The sequence below is a fragment of the Pseudomonas sp. MYb118 genome, assembly GCF_040947875.1.
Lineage (GTDB): Bacteria > Pseudomonadota > Gammaproteobacteria > Pseudomonadales > Pseudomonadaceae > Aquipseudomonas.
On sequence record NZ_JBFRXN010000002.1, the window covers coordinates 790826 to 805808 of the forward strand.

Here is a 14983-nt window from a genome sequence, read left to right on the forward strand (position 1 = left end):
GTATGGAGGAAATTACGCGCTTTTGTTCCGGCGAAGACGTAACAGATATTGCACTGGACCAGACGCCGCATACGCGAGGAACACCAGCAGCAGGATGCGCGGCGGATCGCTGAAGACCACGGCGAACACCAGCACCACGGCAAGAATGGCCACGAACGGCACGCGCCCTTTCAGGTCCAGCTCCTTGAAGCTGTTGTACTTGATGTTGCTGACCATCAGCATGCCGGCCGCCGCAACCAGCAGCGCCACCAGGAAAGACATCTTGGAACCCTGGATGCCGTAATCACTGAATGCCCAGACGATACCGGCGACCACACCCGCCGCAGCCGGGCTGGCCAGACCGATGAAATAGCGCTTGTCGGCGGTGCCGACCTGGGTATTGAAACGTGCCAGGCGCAGTGCCGCACCCGCGACATAAATGAAGGCGACCATCCAGCCGACCTTGCCCATATCGCCCAATGCCCAGCCGAACGCCAGCAAGGCCGGCGCAACACCGAAGGCGACCATGTCCGACAACGAGTCGTACTCGGCACCAAAAGCACTTTGGGTGTTGGTCATGCGGGCAACACGGCCATCCAGGCCGTCAAGCACCATGGCCACGAAAATCGCGATGGCGGCAAAGGCGAAATACTTGCTGGCACCGGCGGCATCGCCAGCGCTCAACGCGCTCTGGGCACTCATCGAACTGATGATGGAATAGAACCCGGCGAACAGGTTCGCCGTGGTGAAAAGATTCGGCAGAAGATAGATACCACGATGCCTGACTTTACGGCCTTCGGCGTCATGCCCTTCTTCGACGTGCTCATCGATGGGCAACAGGCTTTCGGCGTCGGAAGCCTGGTTTGGCTCTTCGGGGCGTTCGCTCATGGACATTACCTTGCAACGGGGTGGAAAGTTTCGACAAGTGTCTGGGACGACGGTTCGGCCGCAAACGAAGCAGCTTTATACCAGAACCAACCCCCTCAAACGAAAAAACGCGGCCTGGGCCGCGTTTTTCGCACAAGAGTTCGACTTAGTTTTTGGCTTTGTCGACGATCTTGTTGGCACTGATCCACGGCATCATGGAGCGCAGTTGCTCACCGATGATTTCGATGCCGTGCGCAGCGTTGTTACGACGCTTGGCGGTCATCGAAGGATAGCCGGTTGCGCCTTCGCTGATGAACATCTTGGCGTATTCGCCGTCCTGAATACGTTTCAGGGCGTTGCGCATGGCCTGACGGGATTCGGCGTTGATCACTTCCGGACCGGTCACGTACTCGCCGTATTCGGCGTTGTTGGAGATCGAGTAGTTCATGTTGGCGATACCGCCTTCGTACATGAGGTCAACGATCAGCTTCAGTTCGTGCAGGCATTCGAAGTAGGCCATTTCTGGCGCGTAGCCCGCTTCAACCAGGGTTTCGAAACCGGCTTTGACCAGCTCGACGGTACCGCCGCACAGAACGGCTTGTTCGCCGAACAGGTCGGTTTCGGTCTCATCCTTGAAGGTGGTTTCGATGATGCCGGTACGACCGCCACCCACGCCGGCAGCGTAGGACAGCGCAACGTTCTTGGCGTTGCCCGAGGCGTCCTGGTAGATCGCGATCAGGTCAGGAATACCGCCGCCTTTGACGAACTCGGAACGCACGGTGTGGCCTGGAGCCTTCGGCGCGATCATGATCACGTCGAGGTCAGCACGCGGCACAACCTGGTTGTAGTGGATCGAGAAGCCGTGGGAGAAGGCCAGGGTGGCGCCTTTCTTGATGTTCGGCTGGATCTCGTCACGGTACAGCGCGCCCTGGAACTCGTCCGGGGTCAGGATCATGACCAGGTCGGCAGCGGCGACGGCAGTAGCCACGTCAGCCACTTTCAGGCCATGAGCTTCAGCCTTGGCAACGGTGGCCGAACCTTTACGCAGGCCAACGGTAACGTCGACACCGGAATCTTTCAGGTTGCACGCTTGAGCGTGACCCTGGGAACCGTAACCGATGATGGCAACTTTCTTGCCCTGGATGATCGACAGGTCGCAGTCTTTATCGTAGAAAACTTTCATGAATTTCCCCTATATATCCAGGCCGTTCAGGCCATTCGCTAATTTGGTTTAGATGCTGAGTACTTTGTCGCCGCGAGCGATACCGGTGACGCCACTACGGACGGTCTCCAGGATCGAAGCGGTGCCGATGGACTGAATGAAGCTGTCGAGCTTATCGCTGGTACCGGTCAGTTGAACGGTATAGACACTAGCGCTGACATCGACGATCTGCCCACGGTAAATATCGGTCGTGCGTTTGATCTCGGCGCGCTGGGCGCCAGTGGCCTTGACCTTGACCAACATCAGTTCGCGCTCGATGTGAGCGCTTTCCGACAGGTCCACCAGCTTGACCACTTCGACCAGCTTGTTCAGGTTCTTGGTGATCTGCTCGATGATTTCATCGTGCCCTACGGTGGTCAGCGTCAGACGCGACAGGGTCGGGTCTTCGGTCGGGGCCACGGTCAGGCTTTCGATGTTGTAGTTGCGCTGCGAGAACAGGCCGACTACACGAGACAGAGCGCCAGGTTCGTTTTCCAGAAGCAAGGAAATAATGTGCCGCATGATTAGGTACGCTCCGTCTTGCTCAGCCACATATCGCGCATCGAGCCGTCTTTGATCTGCATCGGGTAGACGTGCTCGCTGGTGTCGACCGCAACGTCGATCACCACCAGGCGATCCTTCATGGCGAACGCTTCTTCCAGCTTCGACTTCAAATCCTTCGATTCGGTGATGCGCACGCCAACGTGACCATAGGCTTCGGCCAGCTTGACGAAGTCAGGCAGCGATTCCATGTACGAGTGCGAATGACGGCTGCCGTAGCTCATGTCCTGCCACTGGCGAACCATACCCAGAACGCCGTTGTTCAGGATGAGGATCTTGACCGGCAGGCCATATTGCAGACAGGTGGACAGCTCCTGGATGTTCATCTGGATACTGCCTTCGCCCGTCACGCAGACGACATCGGAGTCAGGGAAGCTCAACTTGATACCCATGGCCGCCGGGAAACCGAAGCCCATGGTGCCCAGGCCACCGGAGTTGATCCAGCGGTTAGGCTTGTTGAACTTGTAGTACTGCGCCGCGAACATCTGGTGCTGACCCACGTCGGAGGCAACAAAGGCATCGCCCTTGGTCACTTCGCACAGGGTTTCGATCACGGTCTGCGGCTTGATCAAGCTGCCGTCGCCCTTGTCATAAGGGAACAGGCCGCGATCGCCGCGCCACTCATCCACTTGCTTCCACCAGCTGGCAACGGAGTCCTTGTTCGGGGTCTCGCCGATTTCCTTGAGGATCGCGACCATTTCGGTCAGGACGCTCTCCACCGGACCAACGATCGGCACGTCGGCCTTGATGGTCTTGGAAATCGAAGCCGGGTCGATGTCGATGTGAATGATCTTGGCATTCGGGCAGAACTTGGACGCGCCGTTGATCACGCGATCGTCGAAACGCGCACCGACCGCCAGGATCACGTCGGCATGGTGCATCGCCAGGTTGGCGGTGTAGCTGCCGTGCATGCCGAGCATGCCGATGAACTGACGGTCAGTGCCAGGGTAGGCACCGAGCCCCATCAGGGTATTGGTCACTGGCAGGTTGAGCATCTTCGCCAGTTCGGTCAGCGGCGCGGAGCCACCACCGAGGATGACGCCGCCGCCGGAGTACATGACCGGGCGCTTGGCCGCCAGGAGCATTTCGGCTGCCTTGCGGATTTGCCCGGAATGGCCACGAACGGCCGGGCTGTAGGAACGCAGCTTGGCTTTTTTCGGGAAGACGTATTCGAACTTCTCGGCCGGGTTGGTCATGTCTTTCGGAATGTCGACGACGACCGGACCAGGACGACCGGATTGCGCCAGGTAGAAAGCCTTCTTCATGACTTCCGGAATTTCCGAGGCGTGCTTGATCATGAAGCTGTGCTTCACGATTGGCCGGGAGATACCGATCATGTCGGTTTCCTGGAACGCGTCAGTACCCACCATGGTGCTCGGCACCTGGCCGGAAATGACCACCATCGGAATGGAGTCCATGTAGGCCGTGGCAATACCGGTGATGGCGTTGGTTGCGCCCGGGCCGGAAGTAACCAGTACCACGCCGGCTTTACCGGTGGCACGGGCATAGCCGTCAGCCATGTGGGTCGCCGCTTGCTCGTGACGAACCAGGATGTGGGTCACTTCCGGTTCTTTGAACAGGGCATCGTAGACATGAAGAAGAGCACCACCCGGGTACCCGTAGATATATTTGACGCCTTCGTCACGCAAGAAGCGGACGAGCATCTCACCGCCAGATAAAAGCTCCACGTTGTTCACCTCTAAAACGCCAGAATACCGTCCATGTCAGAAAGGACGGGTCTTAATAGGTTTACTTCTCGGCAGAGCATGAGCGACGGTGGTCGCCGACTACGTCAGCACTGACTGAGCAAGTATTGGGATCGTCCCAAGTGTTGCGGGCTTTTCCCACCCAGCGCGAGGTAACGCGTTGCGGGTGTAACAGGTCGACGCGGATGTGCGCCTCATGATCTGCTGAGTGGGTCTGCTTCTGGCAGTCCCTCTACAGCGGACTTTGGATTCTTCTGTTTCGTCCCCTGCAAGTCAAGTCGTGTATGTGCTTTATTGAAGTAAGCACATGAGAAAGCAAGAAAAAACCGCGAAACCGCAACTGTGTTAGCTTCAATTGCGCAACCCAACACAAGGAAATGGCATGCGAACGTTTTTCCTGACCGCCGGCCTGCTGATTGGCCTGAGCCCAATGTGCATGGCCGCGCAGATTTATAAATGGGTGGATGAGCAGGGTGTCACCCACTTCGATGCGCAGCCGCCACAGGGCCGTAGCGCCGAAACCGTGGTCACGCCCTCCCCCGCCACGAGCGCGCCGTCGCGGCCTGCACCCGACACCACCATCGGCGACCAGCAGGCCATCGACAAGTCCGTCAAACAGCAGGTTTCCGAACAGCAGGCGCAGCTGAAGGTGTTCTGCGAGCAGGCCCGGACGAACCTGGCTCAACTGCAGAACAATCCGCGATTGCGCGAGGATGTCGATGGGGAATTACGCCGCCTGAGCGAGGAACAACGTCAGGAGCGCACGGCCGAGACGCGGCGGCAGATTGACGAGAATTGCCAATAACGACACCGCCCCTGCAGGAGCGAGCTTGCTCGCGATTGCAGAGTGTCAGACACCCAGCAGTGTCTGGGCGTTCATCGCGAGCAAGCTCGCTCCTACAGGTACGGGATTTCAGCGGGTGGCGGTGATCAGTTGATCGAACTCTTTGAGTAGCGCCTGCAACTGCCGGTCCCGCCCCTGGACATTGCGCGAGGCGAAAACCATCTCGGCCATTTCCTGGATGCCCGAGGCATTGGGCAGCGGCAGATCCTGTTCCAGGATCATTTTCATGCGCGGCAGGAAGATCCATTGCAGCCATTGCTCGAAATCCAGCGTATCGACCGAAAAGGGTTCGACGCTGGACAGCGCTTCGGCGGACGGCTGGACATCGTCCCACCAGCCCTGAACACGCAACTCACGCTCGATCAGCAGCAGCTGTTCGGCGATTTGTGGAAAGCGTACGTCCATCACGAAGCAACCTTGGCCTTTTGACGGGCCAGTGCAGCGCCGGCCGAATCACCCTGCTTCTCACGCGCCTGACCGATCAATTCCCACAGGCTGGCCTGAAGCGCCGGACGACCATTGGCGAACGTCAGGCCACGACGGGCAAATTGCTCGGCTTGCGGCGCATCGCCTTGAGCCATACGCACCTGGGCCAGGCGATAAAGCACTTGTGGTTCACGGGGCGCAACGCGCTGGGCGCGCTCCAGGCTGGAAGACGCGCCATTGAGGTCGCCACCGGCCTGTTGCTGTTGTGCCGTTGTCAGCAAGGCCAGCACCGGGCCGTCCAGTTGCTCGTCGGCGGACAGGCCACCGGCGCTCGCCGAAGGAATCCCGCTCGGGGTCGACGGCATGCTGTAGCTGCCCTGGTTGATCGGCGCCGGCGAAGTGTCGATCGGACCTGGCGTGATCGGGCCAGAGCTTGCAGGGCCCGGAGTGATCGGCGAAGTGCTGATCGGCGTCGATGTCACCGCACCGCCACCCGGCACCATCACCACGACACCGGAATCACCCTGCGGAATTGCCTGGCTTTGGGATTGCACAGGGCGCTGCACCGTCGTCTGCCGGTAGCCGCCGCTGGCCGATACCCGCTCACTGTTGGATACGGCGCTGCCGGAATCCACCACCGGAATGGAACCACGCTGTACCGTGGAGCAACCGCTCAGCAAAGCCACGGCGGTAACCGCTGGAATCAACCACTTGTTCACTTGAAACCCTCTTTGCTTAGTTCATCCAGCCTTTGACCCAATCCATCACCGTTTCGCCGGAAGCAGGACTTTCGCCACCACACGCGGCGCCGGGAGGCGGTTCGCTGCCGCGAATATACGGCATCTGCACGGCGCCCGGGCAATTGGCATCGGAACCCTGGCCAGTACGCGAGTCGACCCAGGCCTGAACGACGTTATCCGGCTGCGGCATATCCAGCGGCAGCGGATCGGCCTTGCGCATGAAACTGGTCCACACCTGCAACGCACCGGTGGCCCCGGTGAACGGCGTCTTGCCGTTATCATCGCGGCCCAACCAGACCACCGCCAGCAAGTCCTGGCTGAACCCGGCGAACCAGCTGTCGCGCGAATCGTTACTGGTACCGGTCTTGCCGGCCAGGGTCAGGGTTTTCGGTAACACGTTGTAAACCGAACTGCCCGTACCTTCACGCATGACCCGCTGCATGGCGTTCTGAATCAGATAAATGGCGGCCGGATCGAAGCGCTGCTGGATCTGGAACGGGTAGCGCTTGAGCGGTTCGCCCTCGGCGGTGAGCACGCTGCGGATGCCGCGCATCGGCGTGTTGAAACCACCGTTGGCGAGCGTCTGGTACATCGTCGCCACTTCGATAGGGGTCATGCCACCGGCCCCCAGCAACATCGACGGGAAGGCCGGAAACTCGCGATTCACGCCCAGCCGCCCGAGGGTCTTCAAGACATTGGGCACGCCGATCGCCAGTCCGAGGCGCGCGGTCGACAGGTTGTAGGAATGCGCCAGCCCCTGGTAAAGGAATACCGTGCCATGGGAGCGACGATCATAGTTCTGTGGTTTCCAGACCTGTCCGTCAGCGCCTTTGACCGAGAACGACTCGTCTGACAGCCAACTGGTCAAGGTGTACTGGCTCGGCTTCTCGAGAGCGGTCAGATAAACCGCCGGCTTGATCAACGAACCAATCGGCCGCACCGCATCCAGCGCGCGGTTGAAGCCGGCGAAGCTGGCCTGGCGGCTGCCGATCATGGCCTGGACTTCACCGGTTTCCGGGTTGGTCACGACCATCGCCGCTTCCACGTCATCCGAGCCTTTGCGCCCGGCCAGCCGTTTGAAGGTGTCGTTGACCGAGGCTTCGGCCTTCATCTGCAGGATCGGGTCGAAACTGGTGAAAATCCGCAGGCCTTCTTCGGTCAAGTCTTCGTCGCGGTAGTCTTCACGCAATTGACGTTTGACCAGGTCGATAAAGCCCGGGAACGAGCTGTCGGCCAGCTTGCCCCGAGTGGTCACGCCCAGTGGCATCTTCTTCGCCGCCGCGACTTGCTCCGCCGTGGCGACGCCCTGTTGCTCAAGCACATCGAGCACCAGGTTGCGGCGCTCCAGCGCACGCTCGGGATTGCGACGCGGGTTGTAGTAGGAAGGCCCCTTGACCATCCCCACCAACATGGCCACCTGATGCAGCTTGAGTTCGGACAATGGCTGACCAAAGAAGAACTGGCTGGCCAGACCGAAACCGTGCACCGCACGCTGCCCATCCTGACCGACGAACACTTCGTTGAGGTAAGCCTCGAGGATTTCACGCTTGTCGTAGTGCAGCTCCAGCAACATCGCCATCATGGCTTCAGTGAGTTTGCGGGTCAGGCTGCGCTCGCTGGTCAGATAGAAGTTCTTCACCAACTGTTGTGTCAGCGTACTGCCGCCCTGGGTCATCTTGCCGCCCGAGGTGTTGACCCAGATGGCACGCGCAATCGACTTGGGCGAGACGCCCCAATGGCTGTAGAAATCACGGTCTTCCACGGCCACCAGGGTTTCGAGCAGGTACGGCGGCACCTGGTCGAGCTTGATCAGGATACGGTCTTCGAGGTTTTTCGGGTAAATCCCGCCGATCAGCAGCGGCTCCAGACGCACCACCGACAACTTAGCACCGTTGGTCGCCGAAAGCTCGGCCACGTAGTCGCCGGAGAAGCGCACGCGCACCGGCTGCGGTTTTTCCAGGCCTTCATAGAACTGGAAGCCGCGGGTGTTGAGGTCGACCGTGTTGCCATTCACCGACGCGGCGCCGGGGCCGTTGCTCACGCTTTCACGGCGATAGCCCAGGGCATCGAGTTCCGTCAGGAAGTCCTCTTTGCTCAACTTTTGCCCGGTAAACAGCTCCAGCGGGCGTGCATATACCTTGGCCGGAATGGTCCAGCGCTTGCCGGAAAACTTCTCCTGGACGATAGCGTCGAGATAAACGGCAAACCCGGCGAGCAGCACAAGGCCCACCAGACTGAGTTTAATGGCCCAGCCCAGCCAGGGACGCAGGCCCCGGGAAGGTGGTTTTTTTGGGGTACGGGGGGATCGGGTACGAGTCATGGCGCCGGATTATACGCACTTTATTCATAGTCAACAGGAACGCTCCGAGGTTTGCCTCGAGCGCAGTTGTGGACATAATAACGGCCATTAAATTCCCCAAACTCCAAAGGAAAGCCTGTGAGCCAGTCCCTGATCACTGCCCTGCAAAACCCGGCCCTCTACCCGCATCCGGTAGACGGGTTCCAGGTCATAGAGACCCACATTTCCTGGGTCATTCTCACAGGTCCCTTTGCCTATAAAGTGAAGAAGCCGGTGAACTTCGGCTTCCTCGACTTCACCAGCCTCGACGCCCGCGCACATTTCTGCGCTGAAGAACTGCGCCTGAACCAGCGTTTGACCGATGATCTGTATCTGGAAGTGTTGCCAATCACTGGCAGTGCCGAAGCGCCACAGCTGGGCGGCGACGGCCCGGTCCTCGACTATGCGCTGAAGATGCGCCAGTTCCCGCAAAGCGGATTGCTCAGCACCCTGCAAGCCAACGGCGAACTGACCACCCAGCACATCGACGAAATGGCGGCGCAGATCGCGCATTTCCACCTCAACGCTCCCAAGGTCCCGGCCGAGCACGAAGCCGGCACCCCGGACAGCGTGATGGCGCCGGTCCGTCAGAACTTCGAGCAAATCCGCCCGTTCCTCACGGACAAGGCCGACCTGCTGCAACTCGACGCACTGCAAGCCTGGGCCGAAAGCAGCTTCGATCGCCTCAAGCCGCTGTTCGCCCAACGCAAGGCCGAGGGCTACACCCGCGAGTGCCATGGTGACATCCACCTGGGCAATGCCACCGTGATCGACGGCAAGGTGGTGATTTTCGACTGCATCGAATTCAACGAACCGTTTCGCTTCACCGACGTTTACGCCGATACCGGCTTCCTTGCGATGGACCTCGAAGACCGCGGCCTGAAATGCCTGGCCCGCCGTTTCATCAGCCAATATCTGGAGCTGACCGGCGATTACCAGGGCCTCGAGGTGTTGAACTTCTACAAGGCTTACCGCGCCCTGGTTCGTGCCAAGGTCAGCCTGTTCAGCATGCCGGCCGAGGCCAACGCGGTACAGCGCGCCACCACGCTGCGCCAATACCGCAATTACGCCAACCTGGCGGAAAGCTACAGCACCATTCCTTCACGCTTCCTGGCCATCACCCACGGGGTTTCCGCCGTTGGCAAGAGCCATGTCGCGATGCGCCTGGTCGAAGCACTGGGAGCCATTCGCCTGCGTTCCGACGTCGAGCGCAAGCGCCTGTTCGGTGAGCAAACCGTGGCCAACGACCCGCAGGCCGGCATCTACAGCGCTGATGCCAGCGCCGCGACCTACGACCGCCTGCATGAAATCGCCGCCGAGATCCTGCATGCCGGCTTCCCGGTAGTGATCGACGCCACTTACCTCAAGCGCGATCAGCGTGACGGCGCCGCACAAATCGCCGAAGCCACCGGTGCGCCTTTCCTGATCCTCGACTGCAATGCCCCACAAGCCGTGATCGAAAGCTGGCTGGCGATGCGCCAGGCGGACAAAAAGGACCCTTCCGACGCCAACCTGGCCGTTATCGCCGCGCAACAGGCCAATCGTGAAGCACTGACGCCTGCGGAGATTCTGTGCAGCAAACGCGTCCAGACCAACGAAAGCGGGACCCTCGACACCGTCGTTGCGCAAATCCGCCAGCGCTTGCCGGGCCTGTAAAAAACTATTTCAGTCGTGAGGCCCTTGCCGGCTTCACGACTGTAATGTGGTGGCATTATACTGGCGTCATAAAACCAACAGGTGACGTGACATGAGCCAGCCCAAACTTCTCGACACTCCGCTGTACGCTTTGCTGCACAAGGACGACATCAAAGGTTTCAACAACGAACGCCCGAAAGACGGCGCCATCGACATGGTCGGTGGTGATTTCCGTGGCCTGGACCTGCGCGAGTTGAATGCCGAAGGCGTTGACTTCACCAATGCCTACTTCCGTTCCGCCGACCTTCGTGGCATCGACTTCACCCGCTCGAAGCTGGAAGGCGCAAGCCTGGCACACGCGCAAATCTCCGGTGCTTACTTCCCGCCAGAGCTGAGTGCCGACGAAATTCTCATGTCGATGAATTTCGGTACTCGCCTGCGCTATCGCCCACGCTAACCACATCTGGCCATTAAAAAGTCCGGCGCCCCCGCTTTGCGCTGGACGGCGAGTAGTTTCCCGCCCGAAACCTGACTGCATCCCACCTTTTTCACTGCCTCCGCGCAGTTGCATGCCCCTCGCTCAGCCTGTTTCTTAGAAGCTTTTGCTCCGAAACTCGCCAAACAATCACGCTTTTCCTACTGATGGCTACACTCCTCAGAAGCTCGCCCACGCACCGTTCGGCCGTCGCAAGGAGGCTTGATGAATGATGAACTGCAGCATCTGAAGAATCTTGGCAAGACGTCGGCGCAGTGGCTGCATGCCGTGGGCATCCACAGCGCCTCGGACTTGCGTCGCCTGGGCGCGGTAGATGCCTATCGAGCCGTGCGCACCCGCGGGTTCCGGGCGTCAAAGGTGTTGCTGTATGCAATCGAAGGGGCATTGATGGATGTGCATTGGAACGACATCCCCGCCGAGCGCAAGGAAGCCCTGAACAAACAGCTGGAAGCCATTTCGTCACGCCACAAGAACTGAACGGGTTCTGCCGCCATGTATCTGCTTGGGGAACAACCGGCCTACGCCGACGCACTCATCAACCGCCTGCAAAACATTCCGGCGCGCCTGCTGGAACAATTATCCCCGTGTGGCCCGGCGCTGGAGTTCTCGGCGGTTGACGACCTGGCCGCCGAGCTGCCTGGCGATCAGTTGTTTGTCCTGAAAAACGGCTTGCTGCACGGATGCATCGACGAGCGCCCGCTGTTTTATCTGCATGAAGGTGATCTGGTCGGCTTGCGCCAGGACGCCGATCTCCCGCGCTGCCGGCTGTGCACCGACAGCCCCATGGCCCTGACCCCTTATCTGCGCTCCGAGGTTTTCCGGCACATCTACGCCGACCCGCAGCGCTCGGAGCTGTTCCTGCAATACCTGTCCGGCCAGAACGCGTTGTTGTCCGATGCCGTCGCCCGCCTCAAACAACCGGAATTTCGCAGCACCAACGGTTTCCAGCGCGTTGCGCGGGGCGACACGCTGATCCATCAAGGCGATGAAGCCGATCACGTGTTCGTGATCATCGAAGGCCACGCCGAAGCGTTCGTCGACGGACACAAGGTCGGAGACATCCCCAGGGACGAGATTTTTGGCGCGATGGCGGTGTTCACCGGAGAAAAACGCAATGCCAGCGTGATCGCCAGCGAACCGAGTACCGTCATGCTCATTCCCAAGGACCAGTTTCTCAGCCTGACCCGCAGCAACCCCCGGATCGCCCACAGCCTGATCGAGAGCATGGCCCGCAGAATCGACCTGCTGAATAAACAGGTTACATATCTGAGCACGTCGAAAAACACGCCCACAAGCCAATGAATACGCGGCCGTGCAGGATTTGGGTGGAGAATTTCAAATAAATGCAGAATCACCAGTTGACTTGGTAATGAGAATCGCTATGATTATCACAACTGGTCGCGAGACTGGTCGATATTTGAAAAGCCCTTGGTTCGGACTCTCAGATATCTCCTCATCAGGCTAATCACGGTTATTTGACCCGGCTCTTGCCGGGTCTTTTTTTGCCCGCAGAAAAGCCGCGTCTATTGTCCGAACTGCTTGCGCATCTGCGCACAGTAATCCGGGGCCGGTATTACAGGCGTGTACCAGACATAATCGGCCATCGCCGCCGTGACCTCACTGCCCTGCTGCGCCAGCATCAATACAGTTGGCGCCTGGGCTGCCCCCAGATCCAGCACGTGAAGGGGTACACCGACATCCTTGCGTGCGTGGTAAGCACCCGCCAGTAACAGGCTTGGCGCAGGCGCTGCCAGCAGTCGCTCGGCCATCCGGCGGTCGCGCTGCTGCTGGACGGCGAGCATCGCCGGCATCTGCGATTCGGGCAGCAGACCGCAATGGGATTCGCTGACTTGGGCCAACAACCGCGTCCAGACCGACGCGGCATTGCTGCGCGTGCCACTCAACGTCGGCGGATCGGCGTAGATGGCGCGAACCTCGGTGGCTTGCAGATTGGCCGCCAGCAAGGGGTACGGCTGGGTCAGGGCGAAGCGGACGATCGGCCCGTACAAATCCCAGTCCCACCCCGCCTGCCAGGCCAAGGCGCCGGGCAAATCCGCCGGCAAGCTGGCCGCCTGGCGCACGTCATCGACTCGCGCCTGCTGATCCGGCGTGAGCATTTCCAGCAACAGACTGCCTTGCGCTCGCTGGTCCCCCAGTGCCTGCAACAGCCAACGCTGCAATTCATGGTGATCGCGGTTGTCATGCTGCTCGCCCACGATCAATCGCGACGAGGGCGCCAGTTGTCCGATCAGCTCCTGCGCGGTCAATACCTGACCGCTGCGCAAATCCACAATCTGGCCGACCACCGGCGGCGCAGGTGCTGTCACATGCTGACAGGCGCTGAGCATCAATACAGCCAGAATCACCATCAGACGCATGGGCTTACCCTTCCACTTAGCGGGCGATGATCAGCGGATGCCCGCGCTCCGGATGTCGTTGTACCAGAACGTCCAGCCCGAACACGGCCTTGAGCGGCTCCGGACGCAACACCTGCTCGGGTGTGTCGAGCGCCACCGGGCGCCCGCCTTCGAGCAACAGCAGACGATCACAATAGCGCGCCGCCAGGTTCAGATCATGCAGGATCACCAGCACCGCAGCGCCGCGGTCGGCAAATTCGCGCACCGCTTGCAGGGTGGTGTGCTGATGCAGCGGATCGAGCATCGAGGTGGGTTCATCCAGCAGCAATGTCTGCCCCGTTTCACCCGGCCAGAGTTGCGCCAGGACGCGAGCCAGATGCACCCGCTGACGTTCCCCGCCGGACAACGCCAGATAACTTCGTCCCATCAGATGCCCGGCATCGGCCGCGCGCAACGCATCGGCGACGATTTCCTCATCCCTGGCCCGGCCACTCTGATGCGGCAGGCGCCCCATGCCGACCACCTCTTCGACGCGAAAGGCGAAGTCCAGGGTCGACACCTGCGGCAACACCGCCAGGCGCTGTGCACGTCGGGCCCCGGTCCACTCGCGCAACTCGCGATCATCGAGCCATACGCTGGGTCGCTCCGCGTGCAATTCGCCAGCCAGGGCGCTGAGCAACGTGCTTTTGCCCGCACCGTTGGGCCCCAGCACACCGAGCACTTCGCCGGGTTTGAGCTCGAGCGTGATGTCGGTCAGCACGGTTTTCTGGCCACGGCGGATGTGCAGGTCTTGCGTTCGCAACATCAGGCACGCCCCCGCAGCAGCAAATATAGAAAGAACGGCGCCCCGATAAACGCGGTAACAATACCAATCGGCAGTTCGGCCGGCGCCAGCGCCAGGCGTGCCACCAGATCGGCAAACAGCAGCAGGCTGGCCCCCGCCAAGACCGAGGCCGGCAACAGGACGCGGTGATCCGGCCCCGCCAGCAGACGCACCAGATGCGGTACCACCAGCCCGACGAAACCGATCATCCCCGCTGCCGCCACGGCCGCACCGACGCCCAGTGCCGTGCAGAACACCAGTTCACGCTTGAGCCCTTCGACGTCGATACCCAGGTGACCGGCTTCCGACTCGCCCAGCAACAACGCATTCAGCGCCCTGGCCCGGCGCGGCAGCCATAACGCTACGCCGACGCTGATCAATAACAGCGGCCAGAGTCGCGCATAGCTGGCACCGTTGAGGCTGCCCAGGTTCCAGAAGGTCAGCGTGCGCAGGGTTGCGTCGTCCGCCAGATAGGTGAACAGCCCGACCGCAGAACCGGCCAGTGCGGTCAGGGCGATACCGGCCAGCAGCATGATCGCGACATTGGTCTGGCCGTTGCGGCGCCCCAGCCGATACACCAACGCAGTCACGCCAAGGCCGCCGAGGAACGCACACAGCGATAACAGGTACGGGCCGAAAGACTCGGGCAAACCACCGAAAGCCGAGCCACCGACGATCGCAATCGCCGCGCCCAATGCCGCACCGCTGGAAACACCTACCAGGCCCGGATCGGCCAGCGGATTGCGGAACAGGCCCTGCATCGCCACGCCCGACAGCGCCAGCACACCGCCCACCGCCAGCCCCAGCAGGGTGCGTGGCAGGCGGATCTGCCCGAGAATCAGCTCGGCCTGTTCCAAGCCATCAGCGGCGATCGGCAGCCCCAACATGCGCAACGTTGCGCGCAAGGTGTCGAACAACGGCAGGCTCACCGGCCCCAACGCCAGTGACAACCAGATCGCCAGCAGACACAGGAGGCTCAGGCCGATGAACAATGCACGGGGTTTGACCAG

At 60.6% G+C, this 14983-nt stretch carries 15 protein-coding genes; 5 read left to right on the forward strand and 10 right to left on the reverse strand.

Annotated elements, in window-relative coordinates; all coding sequences use genetic code 11:
* Positions 1-12 precede the first annotated feature (12 nt).
* The 4 genes from pssA to ABVN20_RS09415 all read right to left on the reverse strand — a co-directional run bounded on the left by pssA (position 13) and on the right by ABVN20_RS09415 (position 4296).
* Positions 13-867 (reverse strand): CDP-diacylglycerol--serine O-phosphatidyltransferase, encoded by an 855-nt coding sequence (gene pssA, locus ABVN20_RS09400; protein ID WP_368555371.1) that lies wholly within the window; start codon positions 865-867, stop codon positions 13-15.
* A gap of 145 nt (positions 868-1012) precedes the next feature.
* Positions 1013-2029 (reverse strand): ketol-acid reductoisomerase, encoded by a 1017-nt coding sequence (gene ilvC / locus ABVN20_RS09405; RefSeq protein WP_085726188.1) that lies wholly within the window; start codon positions 2027-2029, stop codon positions 1013-1015.
* Between the two features lie 48 nt (positions 2030-2077).
* Positions 2078-2569, reverse strand: coding sequence for an acetolactate synthase small subunit (gene ilvN / locus ABVN20_RS09410; RefSeq protein ID WP_040064172.1), 492 nt, complete (start codon positions 2567-2569; stop codon positions 2078-2080).
* A gap of 2 nt (positions 2570-2571) precedes the next feature.
* Entirely contained in the window at positions 2572-4296 is a 1725-nt protein-coding gene (locus ABVN20_RS09415; RefSeq protein ID WP_368555372.1) for an acetolactate synthase 3 large subunit, read from the reverse strand.
* Between the two features lie 400 nt (positions 4297-4696).
* On the opposite strand from ABVN20_RS09415, the gene ABVN20_RS09420 reads away from it, so the two are divergent.
* Positions 4697-5119, forward strand: a complete 423-nt coding sequence (locus ABVN20_RS09420; protein ID WP_368555373.1) for a DUF4124 domain-containing protein — start codon at positions 4697-4699, stop codon at positions 5117-5119.
* Between the two features lie 108 nt (positions 5120-5227).
* Here the strand turns inward: ABVN20_RS09420 and ABVN20_RS09425 are convergent, their stop codons facing one another.
* From ABVN20_RS09425 to mrcB, 3 genes are read right to left on the reverse strand one after another with little or no spacing between them, the layout of a single operon-like run.
* Entirely contained in the window at positions 5228-5563 is a 336-nt protein-coding gene (locus ABVN20_RS09425; protein ID WP_368555374.1) for a YqcC family protein, read from the reverse strand.
* The gene (locus tag ABVN20_RS09430; RefSeq protein WP_368555375.1) at positions 5563-6303 is read right to left on the reverse strand and encodes a hypothetical protein; all 741 of its coding nucleotides are present in this window, start codon (positions 6301-6303) and stop codon (positions 5563-5565) included. Before ABVN20_RS09430 ends, ABVN20_RS09425 begins: the two co-directional genes overlap by 1 nt.
* A gap of 16 nt (positions 6304-6319) precedes the next feature.
* Entirely contained in the window at positions 6320-8644 is a 2325-nt protein-coding gene (gene mrcB / locus ABVN20_RS09435) for a penicillin-binding protein 1B (RefSeq protein WP_368555376.1), read from the reverse strand.
* 117 nt (positions 8645-8761) lie between these two features.
* Here mrcB and ABVN20_RS09440 point away from each other — a divergent pair, with 117 nt between their 5' ends.
* The 4 genes from ABVN20_RS09440 to ABVN20_RS09455 all read left to right on the forward strand — a co-directional run bounded on the left by ABVN20_RS09440 (position 8762) and on the right by ABVN20_RS09455 (position 12095).
* On the forward strand, positions 8762-10318 hold the full coding sequence (locus ABVN20_RS09440; RefSeq protein ID WP_368555377.1) for an AAA family ATPase: 1557 nt from the start codon (positions 8762-8764) through the stop codon (positions 10316-10318).
* A 91-nt stretch (positions 10319-10409) separates the two neighbouring features.
* Positions 10410-10754, forward strand: a complete 345-nt coding sequence (locus tag ABVN20_RS09445) for a pentapeptide repeat-containing protein (RefSeq protein WP_368555378.1) — start codon at positions 10410-10412, stop codon at positions 10752-10754.
* A 243-nt stretch (positions 10755-10997) separates the two neighbouring features.
* Positions 10998-11270, forward strand: coding sequence for a TfoX/Sxy family protein (locus tag ABVN20_RS09450; RefSeq protein WP_007971093.1), 273 nt, complete (start codon positions 10998-11000; stop codon positions 11268-11270).
* A 15-nt stretch (positions 11271-11285) separates the two neighbouring features.
* Complete coding sequence (locus ABVN20_RS09455; protein ID WP_368555379.1) at positions 11286-12095, forward strand: Crp/Fnr family transcriptional regulator; 810 nt, start codon at positions 11286-11288, stop codon at positions 12093-12095.
* A 221-nt stretch (positions 12096-12316) separates the two neighbouring features.
* Here the strand turns inward: ABVN20_RS09455 and ABVN20_RS09460 are convergent, their stop codons facing one another.
* From ABVN20_RS09460 to ABVN20_RS09470, 3 genes are read right to left on the reverse strand one after another with little or no spacing between them, the layout of a single operon-like run.
* The gene (locus ABVN20_RS09460; protein ID WP_368555380.1) at positions 12317-13171 is read right to left on the reverse strand and encodes a ChaN family lipoprotein; all 855 of its coding nucleotides are present in this window, start codon (positions 13169-13171) and stop codon (positions 12317-12319) included.
* 16 nt (positions 13172-13187) lie between these two features.
* Positions 13188-13955, reverse strand: coding sequence for a heme ABC transporter ATP-binding protein (locus ABVN20_RS09465; RefSeq protein ID WP_368555381.1), 768 nt, complete (start codon positions 13953-13955; stop codon positions 13188-13190).
* Positions 13955-14938: a FecCD family ABC transporter permease gene (locus ABVN20_RS09470; RefSeq protein WP_368557688.1), complete on the reverse strand. Its 984-nt coding sequence runs from the start codon at positions 14936-14938 to the stop codon at positions 13955-13957. The genes ABVN20_RS09465 and ABVN20_RS09470 overlap by 1 nt, the downstream gene beginning before the upstream one ends.
* Between the last annotated feature and the right edge of the window lie 45 nt (positions 14939-14983).

What these genes read in the sequence shown, in the direction of transcription:
- pssA (WP_368555371.1), bottom strand. Translation starts at nt 867, where the DNA reads ATGAGCGAACGCCCCGAAGAGCCAAACCAGGCTTCCGACGCCGAAAGC.
- ilvC (WP_085726188.1), bottom strand. Translation starts at nt 2,029, where the DNA reads ATGAAAGTTTTCTACGATAAAGACTGCGACCTGTCGATCATCCAGGGC.
- ilvN (WP_040064172.1), bottom strand. Translation starts at nt 2,569, where the DNA reads ATGCGGCACATTATTTCCTTGCTTCTGGAAAACGAACCTGGCGCTCTG.
- ABVN20_RS09420 (WP_368555373.1), top strand. Translation starts at nt 4,697, where the DNA reads ATGCGAACGTTTTTCCTGACCGCCGGCCTGCTGATTGGCCTGAGCCCA.
- ABVN20_RS09425 (WP_368555374.1), bottom strand. Translation starts at nt 5,563, where the DNA reads ATGGACGTACGCTTTCCACAAATCGCCGAACAGCTGCTGCTGATCGAG.
- mrcB (WP_368555376.1), bottom strand. Translation starts at nt 8,644, where the DNA reads ATGACTCGTACCCGATCCCCCCGTACCCCAAAAAAACCACCTTCCCGG.
- ABVN20_RS09445 (WP_368555378.1), top strand. Translation starts at nt 10,410, where the DNA reads ATGAGCCAGCCCAAACTTCTCGACACTCCGCTGTACGCTTTGCTGCAC.
- ABVN20_RS09450 (WP_007971093.1), top strand. Translation starts at nt 10,998, where the DNA reads ATGAATGATGAACTGCAGCATCTGAAGAATCTTGGCAAGACGTCGGCG.
- ABVN20_RS09455 (WP_368555379.1), top strand. Translation starts at nt 11,286, where the DNA reads ATGTATCTGCTTGGGGAACAACCGGCCTACGCCGACGCACTCATCAAC.
- ABVN20_RS09460 (WP_368555380.1), bottom strand. Translation starts at nt 13,171, where the DNA reads ATGCGTCTGATGGTGATTCTGGCTGTATTGATGCTCAGCGCCTGTCAG.
- ABVN20_RS09465 (WP_368555381.1), bottom strand. Translation starts at nt 13,955, where the DNA reads ATGTTGCGAACGCAAGACCTGCACATCCGCCGTGGCCAGAAAACCGTG.